General features: G+C 33.3%; 13 protein-coding genes and 1 CRISPR repeat array. Of the genes, 1 reads left to right on the top strand and 12 read right to left on the bottom strand.

Annotated elements, in window-relative coordinates; genetic code table 11:
• Nucleotides 1-78 precede the first annotated feature (78 nt).
• A complete protein-coding gene (locus MODO_RS12975; RefSeq protein ID WP_006258351.1) occupies nt 79-969 on the top strand; it encodes a DMT family transporter in 891 nt (296 codons plus the stop codon).
• Nucleotides 970-1,111: 142 nt separating this feature from the next.
• Nucleotides 1,112-6,681: a CRISPR direct-repeat array (repeat unit 30 nt; unit sequence ATTTCAATACCTATATGGTGCAGTTAAAAG).
• A gap of 205 nt (nt 6,682-6,886) precedes the next feature.
• Here the strand turns inward: MODO_RS12975 and cas2 are convergent.
• The 12 genes from cas2 to MODO_RS12910 form a co-directional block, all read right to left on the bottom strand.
• Nucleotides 6,887-7,150 (bottom strand): CRISPR-associated endonuclease Cas2, encoded by a 264-nt coding sequence (gene cas2 / locus MODO_RS12970; protein ID WP_006258363.1) that lies wholly within the window; start codon nt 7,148-7,150, stop codon nt 6,887-6,889.
• Entirely contained in the window at nt 7,150-8,157 is a 1,008-nt protein-coding gene (gene cas1b / locus MODO_RS12965; protein WP_006258364.1) for a type I-B CRISPR-associated endonuclease Cas1b, read from the bottom strand. The genes cas2 and cas1b overlap by 1 nt, the downstream gene beginning before the upstream one ends.
• A 12-nt stretch (nt 8,158-8,169) precedes the next feature.
• The gene (locus MODO_RS12960) at nt 8,170-8,679 is read right to left on the bottom strand and encodes a CRISPR-associated protein Cas4 (RefSeq protein WP_006258365.1); all 510 of its coding nucleotides are present in this window, start codon (nt 8,677-8,679) and stop codon (nt 8,170-8,172) included.
• Between the two features lie 9 nt (nt 8,680-8,688).
• Nucleotides 8,689-11,475, bottom strand: coding sequence for a CRISPR-associated helicase/endonuclease Cas3 (locus MODO_RS12955; RefSeq protein ID WP_006258366.1), 2,787 nt, complete (start codon nt 11,473-11,475; stop codon nt 8,689-8,691).
• Nucleotides 11,459-12,229: a type I-B CRISPR-associated protein Cas5b gene (gene cas5b, locus MODO_RS12950; RefSeq protein ID WP_006258367.1), complete on the bottom strand. Its 771-nt coding sequence runs from the start codon at nt 12,227-12,229 to the stop codon at nt 11,459-11,461. Before cas5b ends, MODO_RS12955 begins: the two co-directional genes overlap by 17 nt.
• Before the next feature lie 45 nt (nt 12,230-12,274).
• Nucleotides 12,275-13,171: a type I CRISPR-associated protein Cas7 gene (locus MODO_RS12945; protein WP_006258368.1), complete on the bottom strand. Its 897-nt coding sequence runs from the start codon at nt 13,169-13,171 to the stop codon at nt 12,275-12,277.
• 12 nt (nt 13,172-13,183) lie between these two features.
• The gene (locus MODO_RS12940; protein WP_006258369.1) at nt 13,184-15,124 is read right to left on the bottom strand and encodes a hypothetical protein; all 1,941 of its coding nucleotides are present in this window, start codon (nt 15,122-15,124) and stop codon (nt 13,184-13,186) included.
• Nucleotides 15,125-15,126: 2 nt separating this feature from the next.
• Entirely contained in the window at nt 15,127-15,921 is a 795-nt protein-coding gene (cas6, locus tag MODO_RS12935) for a CRISPR-associated endoribonuclease Cas6 (protein WP_006258370.1), read from the bottom strand.
• Between the two features lie 466 nt (nt 15,922-16,387).
• Nucleotides 16,388-17,947, bottom strand: coding sequence for an NAD(P)/FAD-dependent oxidoreductase (locus MODO_RS12930; protein WP_006258371.1), 1,560 nt, complete (start codon nt 17,945-17,947; stop codon nt 16,388-16,390).
• A 356-nt stretch (nt 17,948-18,303) separates the two neighbouring features.
• Nucleotides 18,304-20,067, bottom strand: coding sequence for an ABC transporter ATP-binding protein (locus MODO_RS12925; protein WP_006258372.1), 1,764 nt, complete (start codon nt 20,065-20,067; stop codon nt 18,304-18,306).
• 5 nt (nt 20,068-20,072) lie between these two features.
• On the bottom strand, nt 20,073-21,818 hold the full coding sequence (locus tag MODO_RS12920; protein WP_006258373.1) for an ABC transporter ATP-binding protein: 1,746 nt from the start codon (nt 21,816-21,818) through the stop codon (nt 20,073-20,075).
• A 358-nt stretch (nt 21,819-22,176) separates the two neighbouring features.
• On the bottom strand, nt 22,177-23,436 hold the full coding sequence (locus MODO_RS12910; protein ID WP_006258374.1) for a DUF4374 domain-containing protein: 1,260 nt from the start codon (nt 23,434-23,436) through the stop codon (nt 22,177-22,179).
• Between the last annotated feature and the right edge of the window lie 33 nt (nt 23,437-23,469).

Below are 23,469 nucleotides of genomic sequence, written 5' to 3'. Positions count from 1 at the left end.
TGCCCATGCAAATATACAAAACTGATACTGTGTGAATCTTATACATAGAGGTAATTTTGTTCCAAATAAAACAGAATAATGGAACAATCAGGCATTTTAAATGCAACAACAAAATCATCTAACGGATGGTTAAATGGATTTATTGGAGTACTTCTATTCGCAGGTTCAATGCCTGCTACTAAGATGGCGGTTAAAGACCTAGACCCTATCTTTGCCACTGCAGCAAGAGCAGTTATCGCAGCTTTATTAGCGCTAGCTTGCGTAATAGCTCTTCGCGAAAAACGCCCTACCAAAGAACAGATGTGGCCACTAATTAAAGTTGCCATTGGAGGAGTTATTGGTTTCCCTCTATTGACAGCGATGGCATTAGAGTACATCACCTCAGCACATTCATTGGTATTTATGGGAATGTTACCCCTGTCTACAGCTATATTCGCTGTATTCATTGGTAAAGAGAAGCCCAAACCTATCTTCTGGTTATTCTCTCTAATAGGGAGTGCCTTAGTAATTGGATTTGCGTTCTCACAGGGAGTAAGTTCTAACCCTATCGGGGATATCCTAATGATCTTAGCGATCATCTTATGTGGTCAGAGCTACGCAGAAGGTGCTAAACTATCTAAAACACTAGGAGGATATCAAGTGATCTCTTGGGCGTGTATTATCTCACTACCTCTTACAGTGCCGATTATGATTTATACGGTACCTACAGACTTAGTTCTAGTAAGTGGTGAATCTTGGTTTGGACTATTCTATATTTCTGTTGTGAGTATGTTTTTAGCGTACATCTTTTGGTATAAAGGATTAGCACAAGGAGGAATCGCAACAGTAGGTCAAATCCAATTATTACAACCGCTATTAGGGATGATATTAGCGGCAACAGTATTAAACGAAAAAGTAAGCCCTACGATGCTATACGTCACTTTCGGAGTGATTCTTTGTGTAGCTGCAAGTAAGAAGTTTGCTAAATAGATATTTTTTCTCTTCAATTATTACCCTTTTACTAACGAAAAACGCACTTATATAGTGCGTTTTTTTTGTTGGTGTTTTTTGTTTCCTATATGGTGCGATTAGAAGTAATGTTAAGCTTGATAATACTGAAGTAGTTATACTCTTTTCAATTCCTATATGGTGTGATTAGAAGTAATGTTAAGCTTGATAATACTGAAGTAGTTATACTCTTTCAATTCCTATATGGTGTGATTAGAAGTTCTCCAGCAGGGAAGTTTAAACTTCCTTATAATGTCTTTCAATTCCTATATGGTGCGATTAAAAGGATTGAGATATTAATGGAGCATTATGGAAAGTATGTATTTCAATACCTATATGGTGCAGTTAAAAGACGTAGGTAGTAAATTAGTATACGAAGCAAATCAAAATTTCAATACCTATATGGTGCAGTTAAAAGTGATCCAGCACTGTTTTTAAACTCCTCATTAAGTTCATTTCAATACCTATATGGTGCAGTTAAAAGTATTTCTTTACCAATAACAAAATCAATCTTACCCCAATTTCAATACCTATATGGTGCAGTTAAAAGATCAGGAAGAACTATAAAACTTAAAGTAGATTATAGATTTCAATACCTATATGGTGCAGTTAAAAGTGGACAGATATATATATAGACAAAGTAAGGATAGCATTTCAATACCTATATGGTGCAGTTAAAAGTCGATAGAATAAACAAGACAGCAACAAGCTATGTTATATTTCAATACCTATATGGTGCAGTTAAAAGGAGCAGAAAATATAACACATTCAGGCGTTATTATCACATTTCAATACCTATATGGTGCAGTTAAAAGTTTACTTTCTTTGGATCTGGAGTGTTAGTTTACAAATTTCAATACCTATATGGTGCAGTTAAAAGGAGATGTTGCAATTGAGTTTAGCACTCTGGGAAATGAATTTCAATACCTATATGGTGCAGTTAAAAGAGAACAAGCCAATTTAATAGAGAACTGGCAAGGAAATTTCAATACCTATATGGTGCAGTTAAAAGCTTATATCTACAACTGTGCCTGTCATCCCACCCATATTTCAATACCTATATGGTGCAGTTAAAAGGAAAAAGATTTACCAGCGCATAATGGTATATATATATTTCAATACCTATATGGTGCAGTTAAAAGATGAAGAAGGTGGTTTAGTAACTACTGATAATATATTTCAATACCTATATGGTGCAGTTAAAAGGGTAATGCTTACAATAATATAATTAAAGTAAACTTATTTCAATACCTATATGGTGCAGTTAAAAGACACTATTATTAATACCCCCTATTTGAACAATCAATATTTCAATACCTATATGGTGCAGTTAAAAGTCCAGTGCTTCCAATTATTAACAACCCTTTATCCAGATTTCAATACCTATATGGTGCAGTTAAAAGTATTATTTACTGCTGAAATTTCGCAATCATGTTTGCATTTCAATACCTATATGGTGCAGTTAAAAGGGGCATAGAACTGAAGTACTCTTTTATTTTCTTCATATATTTCAATACCTATATGGTGCAGTTAAAAGTTAAAGTAACAACTGTACTTACTAATCCTTCATCTGATTTCAATACCTATATGGTGCAGTTAAAAGTGAGTTTATAGGCAAAGTAGTTGATTCGTCAAGCACATTTCAATACCTATATGGTGCAGTTAAAAGATTTTTAGTATGCTTTAACCATCCTTTCAAATAGAATTTCAATACCTATATGGTGCAGTTAAAAGAAGACCCTATAAATACTCAAGCTGTATTTAGAGACATATTTCAATACCTATATGGTGCAGTTAAAAGGCTCTGGTTCAATATTAAAATTGTAAAGAACTGTTTTATTTCAATACCTATATGGTGCAGTTAAAAGTACGAATAGAGATACAAAGAGAGAAGGATCTTAATGTATTTCAATACCTATATGGTGCAGTTAAAAGTTTTTAGGGGGATTCTTTTATGACACAGAATTTTAAATTTCAATACCTATATGGTGCAGTTAAAAGAAGAGCTTCTTTTAAAAACGGATCTGAATTATTAGATTTCAATACCTATATGGTGCAGTTAAAAGAAATTACAGAGGTTACAGGTGGACAATGGGGGAGTATATTTCAATACCTATATGGTGCAGTTAAAAGTAAAATCTCTCTTCGAGAAACCTGTTCTTATAACTGCATTTCAATACCTATATGGTGCAGTTAAAAGAGGCCTTGACTATTACGCATAACAATAGTTACCTCTATTTCAATACCTATATGGTGCAGTTAAAAGATTTGCGACTCGTAAATACACCGAAATTGAATTACTATTTCAATACCTATATGGTGCAGTTAAAAGTCGGATTAAAGTATAATCTAAACGATTATTAAGCTAATTTCAATACCTATATGGTGCAGTTAAAAGGTTTTGACGATACTGAAGAATGCGAAAAGGAATTGAATTTCAATACCTATATGGTGCAGTTAAAAGATCAGAGTAGTTAAACTCGAAGTGAAAATAATCTTATTTCAATACCTATATGGTGCAGTTAAAAGACTTAGTTTTATTAATATCTACGATCTGAAAAGTAAATTTCAATACCTATATGGTGCAGTTAAAAGATTATACACAAACTTCAATGCTTGCAGAAATATATAATTTCAATACCTATATGGTGCAGTTAAAAGTTATACTGGAGGAACTGGATGAGCAAGAGCATCCAGATTTCAATACCTATATGGTGCAGTTAAAAGGAAAATTCCGAGTCATCTCCATTCCATCCAGCCGTATTTCAATACCTATATGGTGCAGTTAAAAGTGGGATCAATATGAATGATTCTGCAATGATTAACATATTTCAATACCTATATGGTGCAGTTAAAAGCGTTACAGAAATAAAGCAGTAACGCACTTTACAAATTTCAATACCTATATGGTGCAGTTAAAAGCCATTGTGCAACTGTATAACTGCATCAAACTTTTTATATTTCAATACCTATATGGTGCAGTTAAAAGAACAGAGAAGATTTGCAAGGTTGTTATTACTTCGCTATTTCAATACCTATATGGTGCAGTTAAAAGTGGATCTGGTGCAAAAAAATGAGTTACCATCATTATTTCAATACCTATATGGTGCAGTTAAAAGTGAATTTCCTCCAGACTAAAAAACAAACAGCCTTATTTCAATACCTATATGGTGCAGTTAAAAGTTCTCTAACTGTCTGTTTTGCTCTTTTTGCTTTTCTATTTCAATACCTATATGGTGCAGTTAAAAGTGTTGCTCCGGCTACAACTCCATACGCGCTATTTAGATTTCAATACCTATATGGTGCAGTTAAAAGTGGAACATTAAAAACTAATCAAACACCGAGTCTAACATTTCAATACCTATATGGTGCAGTTAAAAGTGTTGCTCCGGCTACAACTCCATACGCGCTATTTAGATTTCAATACCTATATGGTGCAGTTAAAAGTGGAACATTAAAAACTAATCAAACACCGAGTCTAACATTTCAATACCTATATGGTGCAGTTAAAAGTGTTGCTCCGGCTACAACTCCATACGCGCTATTTAGATTTCAATACCTATATGGTGCAGTTAAAAGTGGAACATTAAAAACTAATCAAACACCGAGTCTAACATTTCAATACCTATATGGTGCAGTTAAAAGTGTTGCTCCGGCTACAACTCCATACGCGCTATTTAGATTTCAATACCTATATGGTGCAGTTAAAAGTGGAACATTAAAAACTAATCAAACACCGAGTCTAACATTTCAATACCTATATGGTGCAGTTAAAAGTTATACTGGAGGAACTGGATGAGCAAGGTCATCCAGATTTCAATACCTATATGGTGCAGTTAAAAGTTTAACGGGTCTTTTTTATCTGTTTTGATATCTATATTTCAATACCTATATGGTGCAGTTAAAAGGAAAAGAAGTTATCAAAAAACAAATCCTTAAAGTGGAATTTCAATACCTATATGGTGCAGTTAAAAGAAGCTAAACTCGATGAAACACAAGCTTTCATGCTCATATTTCAATACCTATATGGTGCAGTTAAAAGAAAGAAGCCACTGTGGATAGAGAAGCCGACTAACAGATTTCAATACCTATATGGTGCAGTTAAAAGATAGTTCCCCTTTCTATCTAAAAAAGGGACACATTAATTTCAATACCTATATGGTGCAGTTAAAAGTCATTCCTAAAGAAGAACCTGTTGATGTGTTTTATGTATTTCAATACCTATATGGTGCAGTTAAAAGAGTTAGTGCGGGTAAAACACATATAGGAACCTATACATTTCAATACCTATATGGTGCAGTTAAAAGTAAGAATAGTCGCTTTAAGGCGAGTGAAATTAAAATATTTCAATACCTATATGGTGCAGTTAAAAGAATAATAATCTCGCCATTATCAGGGTTGTGATCAAATTTCAATACCTATATGGTGCAGTTAAAAGTTATTGAAACTGGTGTCGGGTCTTCTGCTATACTAGCATTTCAATACCTATATGGTGCAGTTAAAAGAAGAGTACATTAAGGATAATGACATAGTATTAAATGTATTTCAATACCTATATGGTGCAGTTAAAAGTAATAGAAATATTCACAGATGAAGGAGATGTAATTATATTTCAATACCTATATGGTGCAGTTAAAAGAAATGTAAGTCTAAAAAATAACCTAAACACAGATATATTTCAATACCTATATGGTGCAGTTAAAAGTTGTTTATCTGTAATAACCTCCGCACCTCTTTCTATTTCAATACCTATATGGTGCAGTTAAAAGTAACATTACCTGTTCTTTTTAACTGTATTCTATCTAAATTTCAATACCTATATGGTGCAGTTAAAAGTTGTGCTAAAGAAGTAAAGAAAGAAAATAATAACATATTTCAATACCTATATGGTGCAGTTAAAAGATGGAATAGTTAAGATAGATAGAACTAGTAAGAGTATATTTCAATACCTATATGGTGCAGTTAAAAGATTTACAGGGTTAAAAAACTGTGATTATTCTGGAAATTTCAATACCTATATGGTGCAGTTAAAAGTCTCCTGCTAGTGAGCTTGTAAAAGGAGGGTTTATATTTCAATACCTATATGGTGCAGTTAAAAGTGGATTAGGTTTTGCATTTAACGAGGCAGTGAAGTTATTTCAATACCTATATGGTGCAGTTAAAAGAGAAAATTTAAGTGCATTAGGGGCTGTAGTTTCTGCATTTCAATACCTATATGGTGCAGTTAAAAGAAAAAACCTCCCAATAATTTTCAACCCCACTTCTTCATTTCAATACCTATATGGTGCAGTTAAAAGTGCTATTTTGGTTTGACGATGTAAAGGAGCAAAACGAATTTCAATACCTATATGGTGCAGTTAAAAGAATAATTTTATTTGATTCTAAGAAGATTACTTCTCTATTTCAATACCTATATGGTGCAGTTAAAAGCTGCTAATTTCGATTCAAATACAGGTGTTCAGACGTATTTCAATACCTATATGGTGCAGTTAAAAGCCCATTCTAATTGTCTTTTGATATGATCTACTTCAATTTCAATACCTATATGGTGCAGTTAAAAGGATTATTACAAAAGTATTTTTTAAGTTTGTATTCAATATTTCAATACCTATATGGTGCAGTTAAAAGAAAATTATCTGATATGATACACGATTTTTCTACTAAATTTCAATACCTATATGGTGCAGTTAAAAGCCGTGAAATACACGACATAAAAAAGCCTATTTACAAGGCTTCACAAATATATTTATTTCTTTTTTAAACACAAAAATTAGTCGCTCTATAATAACCGATTTTATCCCTTAGAGCGACTAACATATAAATAACTAATTATCAACACCTAATCATTAATTACGATATTTCAAAGAACAAATTTTCAAGAGAGCTGAATCATCGACGACTACAAGAAGTTATCCAATTCATTCTTCTCTTTACCTACTACTTGTTTTTCAAGCCATCTTTCTTCTCTACTTTTAAAAATAATTACACTGTCCTCCTCTTTGTTCATAATTTCTTTCGCTTCAGCTAATAGTGCCTTTAATTTCACTTCACTAATCTCTCCTTCAAAGACAGAGTTCTGTATCCAATTCAAATAACGCCTACATAGTTTGAGCATCTTTCCTACTCTCCTCTCCCCTATATCATATACTAAAATCACATACATTACCAACGAGCTTTAAATGGTTTATACTCTTCTATGCCTAAAATGTGTTTGCTCAGTTTATAACATTCTAACTTAATTAAATGCTTATAACTAACATTTCGCTTAAGTACAGGATGTTTAAATGTTTCACTTATTTTTTCTTCCCAAGCTCTTACAAATATCTTTCGCCCTGATTCTTTTAAGGTACAACTATTCAATTTATGATCAAAATCATTCGCTTGTATCTCTTTCTTATTCAACAGCCTAAAAATTAAACGATCTACTAATAAAGGTTTAAATATCTCTGCTAAATCTAATGCTAAAGAATAACGTCTATAACCTGGTTCATGAAGAAAACTTATTGTGGGATTAAGCTGTGTGTGGTAAATCTGACTTAAACAGAGACTATAACACATCATATTACCAAACGAAATCAATGCGTTTATCTCATTTTGAGGAGGGCGTTTACTACGAGTATCCATTGTAAAATCAGAAGTAATAATATCATTAAAAGCAGAATAATACATTTGTCTAATATTCCCCTCTACTCCCATTAACTCATCTACCTCATTACTACCTTCTATAAGCGAACTATACCTCTCTATTGCATCTTGAATATCTTGCAGGTCTCTATCTCTGTTAATATAATAACGAAGATTTTTAACCATATTAAATGAAGCTCCTGATACAAACTTTCTGGCCAAAACCAACCTTTTCTTTTTATCTATATAATTCTTAGTCTGTTCTATTTGCATCTTACCTGCTAAAAGGTATTCTTTTGGCATAAAAGATCCTGAATAATGCTCATAGTAATCAAAAAAATGAACGGCAATACCTTGCTTGCCAAGAAAAGTATATAAAGCACTATTAGCATCTAAACTCCCAAAACAAAATAAATCTGCCACTCCCTCAATTGGAATATATTTAGGAGTACCTTCACTACCATTAGCGTCAGTAGGTACAAATTTTAGCGTATTATCTTTACGACTTAACCGCCCTGGATTGAATAAATAATAAGTCTTTTTCATTATTAGTAAGTTTTAATCCTCTTCCTCTATATAACAAAAATCACAATAACTACATGATCTACAAATTTTGGCATGAATCGTTTTTGGACATTTATCACCTTCACATATTTCTTGTATTTCTTGTTCCCACTTCTTTATTATGTCAATATCTCCTAAATCTAAAGTCACATATTCCCTCTGTCTCAACGAAGGATACTCTATGATACCAGTAGCACCTTCTACTCCTGCTTGTAACAATCTATATAGATAATACTTTACTTGTGCCTTATGAGCCTGTTCTACTTTATCTGACTTTTTTACTTCATGTACTACTTTATTACGGGCGTCGTAATAATCAATCTTTACATTTCCTAATTGTAGTTCAGTATATTTTTCAGAACGTTCAGGATAAGATAATTCACCAAGTAACTTTCCCTCTGCTACTAAATCAGAATTATATTCCATACGTATACCATGATAATGTAGCCATAACTCACGTTTACAAACATGATAAAGATTAATATGTGTCGCATTAATTAACATAAACTCCTTTTATAAAAACTGTGATTCTTCTATTCCATTTAAACTCATGGTATCCATTCCACCTGCTTCTGTATAAAAAACATTCCAACGTTCTATATACTCATATCCAAACTTTGACTTGTCAGGATTGTTATAATGAGCTAATTGATTTTCAATATTTTTAGTTGCAAAAACAGAAAACACATATTTAGACATAATACTTTGAAGTTGTTTCTCTCTAATCTTCTGTGATATAAAATCTACTCTATTGCAGATAATATCAGTGTATAAGTCAAACACCTTTACCCCACAAATCTTATTTTCTTTTGTAGGCTTTATATTATACAACACTAAAAAATCTAATTCCTTTTGTGTAAAAAATGAAGTATCTCCAATATTAATAGGTATCTCTAATGGAATAAAACATGAAATATTATTGCTATCAATAAGTTTAAAATCATTTGCCACAGATTCAAAGCGCAATTCTTTTAAATGAGTTATATAATCTTTAACATTCTCAACCATTGGTTTAGCACTCCACTGATTACGATTATTTATAACTAAATCATATAGTTGATCAAAATCTTTCTTTTCTAATATCTCTTTATATAATTTAGGTGTTATTTTTTCTTTAGTCAATTTATAACGCAAATCACTTCCATATACGGCTGATTCTTTATTGTAATCAAACAAGAACAACTTACAATTCTTTTTATTGACATTTCTATTAATCCTTCCTGCCAATTGTTCGTCAGAATCAATTAGTGAACGATCTTTAAATCCTAAGTCCATATCAATATCTACACCAGCTTCCACAACCTGAGTAGTAATCAATAAAATCTTCTTATGTCGATTGTCATTATCTTTTAAAAAATTAATGATGTATTGCCTTCTGTGCTCTAATATTGTACCTGACAAAACAAATACCTCATCAAAAAAATCACACTCTTTCAATAAATCGTAAAAATCGGTTGCAGACTGTTTATAAATAAACTCAATAATAGTATAAACGGAATCTTTAGGTTTAGCTTTACCATAGTCAAACGTAGCATATTGTTTTGATTCTTCTACCAATCTATCTGCTAATTCACTTAGACTAACTCTTTTTTCAAAATATTCGAAATTAAATGCTATTCGCTCACAAAAGTTTGGATTTCTGAAGTACTTTTCTTTTGCATCTGGTACTAAATAAACAAAGTCATTCACTTTCTCTTTTAAAAAGTCTAACTTATCTAGCTTCGGTAAAGTTGCTGACATTAGAATAAACTTAATATTAAAAGCTTTGGCAAAGTGATTAATAAAATAAATAACTTTATCCCATTGGCTTGGATTATAGCTCTGCAGTTCATCTATTACTACAACAGAATTTGCTAAACGATGAAATAAATAGTTATTTTCTTTTCTATTTGATTTAATAATATCAAAGAAACCGATATGAGATAATAAACACATTGGATAATGCACAAATAGATTGGTAATATAATTAAGCTTATCCTTACCATACGTATCATCATGCTCACTTTTTTCTGTAAATGAGGCCTTACTATGTAACTCTATTATCTCATCTTCTGTAAGTCCCAAAGTTTCTTTTAGACTTGCCTTAGTCTGTGTAATTAGGGTTGTGAAAGGAAATACGTAGAATACCTTGTTTATCTTTCCTTTATGTGCTTTTAATAACTCTATGGCCGCCAAAGCAGATAGGTTTGTTTTTCCACCACCTGTCGGAGCTTCTATATAGAATAGATTCTTATCAATATTTTTTCTAATATTGTTAATCACCTCTATACCCATTTCTTTTCTCAACACATTGAGATTATCCCCTGACAATGTTCTAGGATTAGACAAGATATAACCTTCTAAATCACTATATGTTTTAGAATTAAAATTCACCTTTTCTTTATTATTTACAAGCTTTTCCTTTGTTGTTACGTTTTGATAAATCTCATTAATTCTGTCAAAACTAAATACACCATTATCAAGAATACTTTTAACAGGAACGTTTTTGTATGAATTACAATACTCATTCGTAGCCAAATAATCTGATGCTGTCAACAGAGAAAAATTCAGTTTCAACAAGGAATACATCGCATCTGACTTATTAAAGTCTTTAAAGATATTTCTAAGTAAATTCTTATTTCCTACATAAGCAATTAATTCTTTTCTTATCTTATAACCAAAAAGCGGTAGGTATTTTGACATAAACTCTAATACCTTTTCTCTTTCATTATTAAATAAAGTATCCATATTTAAAGTATCCTCAACATTATCATTAATACTTGAACTATGATGTTTGAAAATACTATACGAAAAAACATAAGCTGTAAAAACCAAGCAATAAATCTCTTTTGGTTTTACCATTTTGAGAATTGATTCAAATTGGTCTACTAAGAATATAAAAGCTCCTAAAGATGAATGAGTAGTAGATAGAACACTATCTTTAATCTCCATTCCATAAAAGTTTGCATTATTCATTTTAGTGCTATCAGCCTGAAAATTTTCGTTTACTTTTCCATGATCATGAAAGCGAATAACACAAACAAATTGCCTCTTGATTTCTTCTCCTACCGAATTATTATCTACTCCAACCACTTTCAAATAATCTGAGATCAAAGTATCTATCACCTCATCCAAATGATGATCTCGTATTAATTGTAAAAAGTACTTCTCAACTAATTCAATATGTTCTACAAGAGTCTCTGGTGCCTTTAAACCATTTCTATCTCTATGAGCATAATAAGTATCCTCATCACGCAGATAACTACGTAACGAGGGTACTTCCATTAATATTTGCTGTATTGTTTTATATGAATTGTACATAAGCGTCTAACTCTTTTAGACAATATAGATTGTCTAATACCTTCGAATTTTTGATCAAAAAATTAGTATAAGCAAAGTCTTCTAAATTATACTGCATCAGTTCCTCATTAAAACCATCTGGTAATCGCTCAAAATACACAAATGTATTCTCAACCATCTCCATAGATCCAAATACAGGATAAGGCGTTTCTTTGTTATCCTTTACATTCATTGATTTTAAGAACAAGCTCTTAATTGCAACCTCATGTTCTAAATCTTCTATAGGTATTTCAAAAGAATACTCTTTAAAACTCTCTTTAGTCCACCAGGCTGTAAACTCATTTTTCCCAAAATAAGGGACAAACTCAGCATTAGCATTCTTCAAATACTCCAGTAATTTACTCTCTAATTCATTCGACTCATCTAACAATAAGTAAATTCTATAAGCAGGTTTTACTAACGTTAACTCCTCTGTTAGAAAATTATTACCTTTATTTGCATATCCTACCGTATTGGTATATTTAATAGCTGTTTTAGCAAAATTACCTTTATCATGCATTAAAGGTTCTATTGCTATTTTCAAATCCTTTAACTTCAAATAGTAATCAGGTAAAACATCTTTTTTCTTATAACCTCCTAATCCCAAAATAGCACCTAACAATCCTAAAACCGCAGGTTTGTGAATCATATTATAGGAAAGGTTTATCGTATTGTTCGTATCTGGTTTTCTAAAAAAACCAAAATCAGAACATAAATCTATTGATACTATTTTCATAAAATCTTATTTAAGTTAAATCAGAATATACTTCTGACAACTAAACTAAATAGCTAATACAGTAGCTCCTATAGGTTCATTAATAACTTTAGTCAATGTCTTATTATAGAACAATTCTATTTTCAATACGTCTTTAGCAATGTGTTCTTCTTTTAATAAAGCCTGTACCTTTTGTAAATCTATCTCTCTACTATCATTAATATCAATTAGATTAACAAATGATGGCAGTACTACTTTTGATCCTTCTTTCAATTCTACCCATAACAATAATTCATTCTCTGTACCAGATTTAGCAGCCGAATCATAATACGAAGCCCCTTTACACATTCCCTCTTTTAACTTAGCGATATCCTCAACTAACACGCCTGCAGATTTAACTCTCTCTGCATCCTCTTCTATATTCTTTGGGTTAACAGAGAAATGATGAACATAATGCCCTTCTTCTAAACGAGATTGAGATCCTAATGTACTATTATCCGCATCTTCTTTATTTGAATTACGGAATGGAGATAATATTTGTTCTGTGTAAATTACATTCTCCGAAAACTTATTTACTCCATGTGTAATCTGACAAGTTCCATGTAAAGAAAGATTGACACTCTTTACTGCAAATGTTCCTCCAAATAAACGAACATCAATACTTTGTAGAAGATTAGCTAATACATCTACTTTATCATTTTTTATATCCTTATATTTTACTTCATAAGTCTCTTTTAAATCTCTTGGTGCAAGATTTTCATTTAATGATTTAAAATAGAATACACTCTCTCCTAAGGCATTCTTCCAATAATTGCGAATAGAGTATTTCAAAGCTTTATCTGTAGCATATACTACTCCATTCGGTAGCTTACGTGGTTGCCCAGAAAAGTCTGCATTGTAATTTGAGTTAATTGACTTAATAACTACTGCGCCATATACGCGATTTTTAAATGATGTACTCATAACTATATTTTTTTATTTAGAACTGTATAATTGATTTTTTGCAAAAACACCTGATAAGATCTCAGGCATTAACTTCTTTAAATTAACCTCTGTTTCATAACTTAATACAAATGCAGCTGCTCTCTCAAAACTTCTTGAGAAATTCTCATGTTTATAACGAGCAAAATCATTAGCAATCGCTTTTTTAAACTCACTACACTTTGCTTGTTGCAAATAAGGTTCTAACAATAAATAGCTATTGTCTGCTGATTTACTTTTATTCAAAATATAACTAATTACCATACCTGCTGTAAAAGCAAAATGCTCATCATTTGCTTTCATTTGTAATCCTTCTTCCGAAATGAGTTCATTTACAAAACTCTGATATTCTTTTAATTTACTTCCCATATATTCTTTATTTTGTTGATTAAAATGATGTTGTACACTATACCAAATATTTAGTTTTTCCTTGACTGAATTTATATAACCGTTCTTTATACTATCTTTTATAGAATTAAAAACCATTTCATAAAACACATTATAATCTATAACTTGTCTTTGTGATTTATATACATAGTCATAAACTACTTTTCTATACTTAGAATATGAAACAAAAGTGTTTGGTAATATTTCATAACCATCTGTATTCAAATCTGAGAAACAATCTACCTTATGATATTTATTTCCTATTAAAGGTTTAAACACAACATTTTCCAAATGAAACACATCAGTGATTACCACGTTACCCTTTAATTTTTTATCATCATAAGCTTCAAACAAGTTTTCAACACATAACTTATTACTATCAATTGTACCAAATTTATATTCAAAATTAGATATGAAATCATAATCCTTAAATACAAGACCATCTTTTGTATTTTGCCAATACAACAAATAATAATTACTAAGATCACTATTCTTCTCATTCACCATTTTTTGTATGATCTCCTGATAGCCTAATTTGAATCCATTCTCACGCAAAATCCTTACCATATCACCATTCAATTCATCTTTGTACACAAACAAAGGCAATGGATTAGGCAATACTTTATTTGGCAATACCCCTTTAAATTCATGAAGTAATTTAGCTTCTTCATTAGTAATACGTCCTGTTATGTCAAAACTTGCAGACTGATGCATTAGAAAGGGCATATTACTATTAAAGCCATTCATAAAATTACTTGTTCCATAAATAATTCCACTTTCATCAGGTGGAGTATTATACTTATCTGTATTAAACAATTTATCATCTAAATACTTTTTATGTACAGATTTGTATTGATCTACTGGTAAATCTAAATAGAATATTAAATATTCTCCATCCGATAAGTCGCGTAATTTCAATAACGATTGATCTAATTTCTTTAGTTCTAATTTAATATTCTCCTTTTCAACCTTATCTATAGTTTTTTTTAAAAGTTCATTTATTTCTTCTTTCTTAGTCAATAGATTACTTCGCTCTATATCAAAGTTTCTCTCTATTCTCTCAATAATAGTAACAAATTGTTCTTGTGTAAAAAAGTTTCGATAAACTTCATACTTATGCTTTTCATTATCATTATCAAACAATGCAAAAGCCTTCTCAAAGTAATCAACAAATCTTTCATATATCTGTTTCTTTTTTCCCCCAGCATTCGCTAAATACTTAGTCCCCCCTTTTAAATGTTCTCTTTTAAATGCTACCATAAAAGGAGAACAACTATGAATTGCTTTAATTGGTAAATCAAAACATTTGTTGGTATCTATACACCAAGCATTCTGATGACGTATTTTACACTCCTCTAAAAAAGGACTTACTTCTTCATCTTTCTTAGAGTACATCTCATACTCAAAATTCACCAAATCAATACTACATATTTGATCACGATCAACCTTCTGATGTAATAAAATATGTAATCCTTCTTTTGGTTGCGATCCCATTGTTTTAAAGTCATCGGGCAATAATCGCATAAAGTTTACTATCTCCTTTATCATAATTATATTTTTTTCTCTTCAACAATCTCTAAAAAACCTAATCCTTGTGCATTATATACACCTCCTCCAGCATTGAGTAATAAGTCTATAAATCTTCTCTCTCCCTTTACTTCTATTTTAAAATTGACATATCCTTTTATTTTTGTTTGTTGAGGAGTACCTTGTTTGATCGTTACTAAACGACTTCGATAAGGTTTATCATAAAACTTCACTTCCATCGCCAAGAAAGCATTATCAGCCTCTTCCTCACCATAAGCTGCTTTAATCTTTTCTCTCCAGCTATACACAAACATCTCTTGGTATCTTGAATGCTCAGGATTTAGATATTCATAAGACCAATCTTCTCTTTTTAATCCAATTACTAAAGGAGATATAGGTCTTACACATATACTTACTATCTCATTCTCTTTATAAACACTAAGTTTATTATTAATGCGTTCTATTGTTTTTACTCTAAAATCTTGTCTTGATTTTTTATCTGATATATTAATCTTTTCAGAAGCAAATAATCCCTGTACAAAGTGTTGCATAGCTTCAGGCAAATGAAAAGCCACTTGTACTTCTAATTCGTTTTGTTGTAATAATAAACGATCTCCTTCTATAACAAATGGACACTTAATATCACTAAAACAAAAAAGCTTCAATCCTTTACCATACCCTTCTTGATGTAGAAAGGTGGCGTAGTCATTATCTCCTTTACTTATAATCTTATATATAGCAGCAGATAATGGATATTGATAATTCGCAGGTATTATCCTTTCCTTATCTATTGCTTCTAACTTAATTCTAAATCTCATATCCTATTCTTAACTTCTTGTCTATAAATATAACTTTAATATTTTGTGGTGTTTTACGGAAAACCTCCTCATACTAAAATCACCCCTCATAAAGTTACCGAACTCCCTATTTCTATCCTAGACAAAGAATGACACATTGAAAACATTAACAATTTAGTCTCTACCCCCTCCTAGAATAAATGAAGAAGTCGACAAGGAATGAGTATGTAGCTAGTATAATGATGACTTAAGAAGTATTGGTTATATCTTGTTGACACGTTTATAAAATAAAAAAAGCCTAACTACTCTCGTAATTAGGCTTGTATATTAAATTTTATGTCTTTAAAAAGAACTATGATTTACTAGGTGTCGGATGTATGTAATACATCCCTACGATTGTGTGCCGATAGAGTGCCAAAATTGCATAATATATACCAAATGCCGTAGGCAATACACTCCTAATTTCTAATTCTAAATTCTTAATTAATTACTGCATGCTCTCGACACACATGATCGCACATTTCTCACCATCGATGGCAGCAGATACAATACCCCCTGCATACCCTGCTCCTTCTCCACATGGATAAAGTCCTTTGATCTGAGGATGCTCTAAGGTATAATCCTCACGAGGGATACGCACTGGAGAGGATGTTCTACTCTCTGGAGCGTGTAAGATAGCCTCATTTGTGAAGTACCCTTTCATCGACTTGCCGAACTCTTGGAATCCCTGTCTCATTATTTGCGTCAAGAAGCCTGGGAATACCTGTCCTAACTCTATAGAAGTCGTACCAGGTAGATAAGACGTCTTAGGGATAGACTCCGATACTTTAGACTGAGAGAAGTCTACCATACGCTGTGCAGGTACACGCTGTGTCTCTCCAGCTACCCTATAAGCCTGTTGTTCTATCGATTTTTGAAACTCCATACCTGCTAAAGCTCCGAACTTTTCAAAAGGTTTAAAGTCTTCTAAACGCAATTCTACTACGATACCCGAATTGGCTGTTGCTTGATCCCGTTTAGACGGTGACCATCCATTGGTTACGACTTCTCCTGGTGCTGTAGCACAGGGTGCGATAACCCCTCCTGGACACATACAGAATGAATACATTCCACGACCATTGACCTGCTTCACGATAGAATAAGGTGCTGGAGGAAGAAACTCTCCTCTGTAATCACATGAGTACTGTATCTTGTCTATCAGCGTCTGTGGGTGCTCTGCACGTACTCCTAGGGCAAAAGGCTTTGCTTCTATCAAGACTTTCTTACGGTTTAGTAATTCATAGATATCACGAGCAGAGTGTCCTGTAGCTAAGATTATTTTCTTTGCTTCGATTAGGTCTCCATTGTGTAGTTTAACTCCTTCTATTTCATTTCCTTTGATCACAAAGTCTACTACTCTTTTCTCAAATAACACTTCACCACCAAACTCCTCAATCTTAGCACGCATATCCTGCATAATCTTCGGAAGTTTATTCGTTCCGATATGTGGATGTGCTTCTACTAATATATCTTGTGATGCTCCGAAGGCTACTAATAGCTCTAGTATACGATTGACATCACCACGCTTTTTAGAACGTGTATACAACTTACCATCTGAGTAAGTTCCCGCTCCTCCTTCTCCGAAACAGTAGTTCGAATCCGGATCAACGATATGATCGATATTTATTGCTTTCAAATCACGACGACGACCTCGCACATCTTTTCCTCTTTCGACTACAATAGGTTTTACCCCTAACTCGATTAGTTGTAATGCTGCAAAATAACCCGCAGGTCCTGCTCCTACCACGATAACACGTGGAGCATCCTTTACATTTTTATACTCTGGAAAATCAATATGTCTGTGCACGACATCCTCATCGGCAAAAAAAACAGCAACCTTTAAATTAATCTTTACGGTGCGTTGTCTCGCATCGATAGATCTCTTTAAGATCGTGATATGCTTAATGTCCTTTGGAGAACACTTCACATGGTTTGCAACGTACTGCGTCAATAAATCAGCTGTACCTGCAACTTCAGGAAGAACTTGTAACTGTAATTCTTGTGGCATTTTTTTATAAAGCAAATAAAAATTAAAGGCGCAAAAATAAACTAAAATCACTTAGCTTTTTTTACTATTTTATAGTCATTCAGTATTTTTTTGACATCCCGTACACAAAATACAGAAAACCATACTAAAAAACTAATTATTAGTTATTTACTATATTAAGCCCATACTATTTATTCTGATTATAAAGTAATTCCTTCTTATCTCAACCTACTTAAAACAAAAAAGCCTGTGATATAATATCACAGGCTTTTACATAAAAGGAACTAAGGAAAAGCGAACTTGGGGTAAGCTTATCAAATGAGTCTACTATCTGTCCTTAGTCCTTCTAATCTATATAATACAATTGCTATTTCTTCTTAAAACAAAGCCTCTATTTGCTTCTCAGCTTCCCATAGGTCACAGTATTTACCTTGTTTTATCATTAAGGCTTCATGTGTCCCCTCCTCTACTATCTGACCTTTTTCTAACACACATATCTTATCCGCGCCTCTGACTGTAGATAACCTATGTGCAATGATAATCACAATCTTCTCTTTCACTAGCTCATCGATAGCACGCTGTACGGCTAGTTCGCTTAAAGAGTCTAGAGAAGACGTTGGTTCATCTAGAATGACTATCGGGCTGTTCTTCAGCAGTGCTCTCGCAATAGAGATACGTTGGCGTTCTCCACCTGATAAGGTATTTCCCATATCTCCTATAGGTGTGTCATACCCTTTAGGCAATTGACTGATAAAGTCATGACATTGAGCACGCTTAGCAGCATCTATTATTTCTTCTTGAGTAGCAGTAGGTTTCGCCATACGGATATTGTTACCTATGGTATCATCAAATAAATAAACCTCTTGGAATACCACAGAGATCATACTCAACAAATCGTTTTGACTCAAATTAGCAATATCAACTCCTCCTATACTAATGCTCCCCTTCTGACAATCTGCATAGCGCATAATCATTCTTGCCAGCGTAGTCTTACCCGAACCTGAAGGTCCTACTAAAGCTACAATAGACTTCGGTGCAATAGATAAGTTGATATTAGACAAAGTCTTTTCTTGAGCATCTTCATAATAGAAGTCTACTTCTTTAAACTCTATACCATAAGAAGTTGGTTTCGTTTGAGGTGTCTTTACTTCTAAGACAGGAGCAGTTAACATCGCTGTGATTTGCTTATATCCTGCTTCCATCAGGCTAAATATCATAGTCATTGGTACAAAGCTAGAGATCAACTCTGAAAAACGAATCACAATAATCATTAAGGCTGTCATGACCATCATATTGCTATCTGCTTTTAGCACAAACAATATTCCCAATCCCAATGATACTAACATCCCTACTTCTAAAGCAGAAGTAATAATCAGGTTAGGAGTACTCCCTTTGCCATGTCCGAAGATTTGCACTTCTCTTACTTTATCAATGCTTTTGTTTAAACGAACTACGATACGCTCTATACCATTACTTGCCTTAAGCACAGGTAAGCCTTGGATAAACTCTATAGACTCTGCATTTAGTTCAGAGTGTACTTCATTTAGGTAATACATTCCACGGTCATAAGCAGGTTTTCTCCAGCGATATAACGGGATGATCACAGGGAATAAAATCAAGATAACGATCGCTATCTTCCAGTCAAAGAAGAAAGTCATCAGCCCTACTGATATAGGTGTAATCACTCCATACATCATCAAACTTGACACTGTAATGGTGTAAGAAATCACCTCATCTACATTATTACTAATCACGGCACTCCACTTTCCAGAGCGTTTATTAGATAAAAATTCTAAAGGCATCTCTCTTAATTTCTCCCCTTGTCTCTTGCGAAGGTCATACTGTGCCTGTGAAGAAAAACCTCCATAGTCATAGTCTTGCCCTATCCATCTACAGATAGCACTAATCACGACGAAGCCTAATGCTATCCAGATGTAAAACCATACTTGCTCAGGCTTTCCCTTCCCTATATTCATAAAAATAGGGTAAAAGCAAGTATAAGCTGCTCCTTGAAAAACAGAAGACAACAATATCAATATTAAACTCATTCGCAGTCGTCCATCCATCGGACCTGCTGCTTTAATCAGGTTAGATAATATACCGATAAAAGAACTGCTCTTATTTGTTTGTACTTTACTCATCTCTATTACTTATCTGATTTAATATGCCAATTTCTCGCTTGTGTATACGATTGCCACATCGCTTGGTATATTCCTTGATTAGCGGCTAATTGTTCATGTGTTCCTATCTCGCTAATGCTTCCCTTATCCATCACAATTATCTGATCCGCATTCTTGATTGTCTCTAATCTATGAGCGATCATAATGACTGTTTTGTCCTTCATCAGATTGCGGAAAGCACGCATCAGTAATAGTTCGTTTTCTGTATCTGAGAATGAAGTTACCTCATCCAAGATAAGAATAGGTTTATTTCTCAAGATAGCTCTAGCAATCGCTAGACGTTGCTTCTGTCCACCTGAGAAGTTATTTCCTCTTTCTTTTACTAAGGTCTCATACCCATCAGGAAGTTGCATAATAAAATCGTGTATTTGGGCAGCCTTAGCTGCTTCCATCACTTCTTCTAAGGTAGCTTCCTCTGCGCCCATTCTGATATTGTTAGCAATCGTATCAGAGAAGATAAAGTTGTCTTGAAACACAAATGATATCGTATCTAATAATACCTCAGGTTTTAATTGGCGGATATCTGTTCCGCCCAGTTTTATCTCTCCTTCGTTAACATCCCAAAAACGAGGTAACAAACGAGCTACAGTAGACTTTCCTGCTCCTGATGCTCCTGTAATAGCAGTAAAAGTACCTGGCTTCACCGTAAAACTGATATTATTTAATGCCTTGTCCTCTCTACCAGGGTAAGTAAAAGATACCTTGTCAAACTCTATGGTTGTATCATTTACAGAAATTTGTTCTCCTGTAGAAGTTAAAGGCTCTACTTCTAGTAATTCTTCTATACGCTTTGCGCTGATTGCAGCTCTAGAGATCACATTAGTCAAACTTCGGTAAGGCAAAATAGACTCTATCATTCCTGTCCCCAATAATAAAGAGGCTACAAAAGACACAAAACTCAAAGACCCCTCTTGGAACCAATACGTTCCTAGCACAAGTAATATAATAAATGTAGGTAGCGGGTTTAAAATAAACATCGACAACTTAGCATTCAATCCGTTTTCCTTAAACCACAAAGTGATAATAGATAAATAGCGTTGTAAAGCGTTCTCATAACGCACAAATGACTTCTCTCCACCATCGAATACACGTACTACTGGCATTGCCTGTACATACTCTATCACAGCTACATTAATATCTTCTTTTGCTTTATTAAATTGATGTGTTACTTCTGTCTTATTCTTCATCGCTAATGCTAAGAACCCAAGCCCTACAATAAGAATAGCTAGACAAACTAGTGCTACTCTATAATCAAACCAAAATAATGCAACCAAAGTAACTACTGGAAAGGCATACGTACGCACAAATAAAGGGGTACTATCTGCCGCAAATCCATGTAATAAACGAACATCTTCATTTAAGATTTTAGTCAATGCTCCTGAACCTGTCTCAGTCAAGAACCCCAATGGTAACTTCGCCATATGGTGACTGATATTCTTACGCAAAATAGCTTCTAAATCAAAAGCTGCGTAATGGGATACGTCAAATGACTTTAGACGTAATACATAACTAACTACTACACATAAGATCATCGCTCCGAATAGATACAACAATTGTGTTGTATTTCCGTGATACAGTGCATTAATTAGGTAACTTAATATTATTAAATTGGCTATTGTCAATAAAGTAGAACCCACAGAAAGAGCCATTGCAAAGTTTAGCTTCTTCTTGACTGGTTTTACGATACGCCATAGCACATTATCTGTTGCCATATTATTGTTTTTGTGATTTTGTGATTTTGTTGTTTTGTTGTTTTGTGAAATCGTGAAACTGTGAAATCGTTTTTTGTTCTGTTCTCGCTACAAAGTCTCCTGACTTTGAACTACCATGCCATCTGTTCCCTGTTTCCTGTTTCCCATTTCCCTTTTTCCTGTTTCCCGTTCCCAATTTCCTGTTTCCCGTTCCCAATTTCCTGTTCCTGTTTCCTGTTCCCCGTTCCCAATTTCCTGTTCCTGTTTCCTGTTCCCCGTTTCCCGTTCCCTAAAAAACTATAAAAAAGGAATAGTAGAGAAGAAAACTCCTCTACTATTGCATCCAAACTCTATGGAGAGTTCTAAATAATTAAACTTATTATTTTTCTAATTTCACTAAGCCCCATACTTGACCACCTTTACCGATGTTAAACGCAGGTTTAGCTACATTATCAGATCCTAATACATAGTATCCGTTATAATCTTTGTTATTCACTACTCTGAAGTACACTTTACCATCTATTGTAGTAATCGCTTGAGCATCTTGGAATGCATAAGTAGATTTAGGCGCTCCCTCTACAGCTTTTGGTCCTGCAGCAATATTCTCTTTATCAAAAGCATAGTATGTAAAATTAGGGTTTGGCAAAATATCTGTGTATGAGAATGCTTTATCACTCCATGCTGTATATAGCTTACCATCTTTTACCCCTACTGAACCTACTGTAGTATTCTTTACATAATCATCAATCTTAATGATCCAATCTTTATCTATTTCTGTTGTTCCTTTTTTAATTCTAACAATAGCAGAACCATTAGTCGCTCCATTTACTCCGAACCCATGAGAACACATATATAGCGCTCCATCGTCTCCCATAGTCCACATTTGATTCGCGTTACCACCATATCCTACATAGCTGATACGGTTATCTTGAATCGTTTTTTCATATTTACCAGTAGCGATGTCGATCACTGCTAGTTTGATATATCCTGGAGCAGGGTCTTTCATCTGACTACCTTGTCCATCTTTAGAACCTGTGATGATATCTACATATAATTTTCCATCTTTAGACGCGATAAAGCGAGATCCCACAGCTTGGTATTCTGCTTTTTTATCTTCTACTACAGAAAGGTCTATTTCTCCTGTACGCTGCATTGTAGAAGGATTGAATACTTGTATCTTTAACAATCCTCTTCCTATATCAGCATAGTATCCAGTCGTTTTATCATGTACATAAAAGTTAGAAGACATACCTGTGATTCTACCTGTCTCTGATAAAGAACCGTCTGCATTAATAGAATATCTCAAGATACCGTCATCAGGAGAAGACACACGTCCTAGTTGAAGACGTTGGAATACCCATTCTCCATACGCTTTCATTCCATTCCCTTTTATCTGTAATGACCCCTTATGGATATTGTCTAAATCTCCTTCAGGCATTTTATCATAGTTAGATAAGTATCCTACGAATGGCTGTACTCCTAATGTAGCTGTTAATAGCGCATAAGATGTCTTCGTTGGCTCAACTGGTTTAGTAAGCTCTGAACTTGAATTATCATCTGATGAACATGATGCAAAAGCAAATAACCCTGCCATAGCTAATGCTCCTATCGTTTTAGTACTAAAAATGCTTTTTTTCATTTTAATAGATTTTATTATGGTTTAACACGAATT

The organism is Myroides odoratimimus, from assembly GCF_001485415.1.
Taxonomy (GTDB): domain Bacteria; phylum Bacteroidota; class Bacteroidia; order Flavobacteriales; family Flavobacteriaceae; genus Flavobacterium; species Flavobacterium odoratimimum.
Note: the sequence above shows the minus strand (reverse complement) of the source record. Positions and strands in the feature narration are given on the sequence as shown.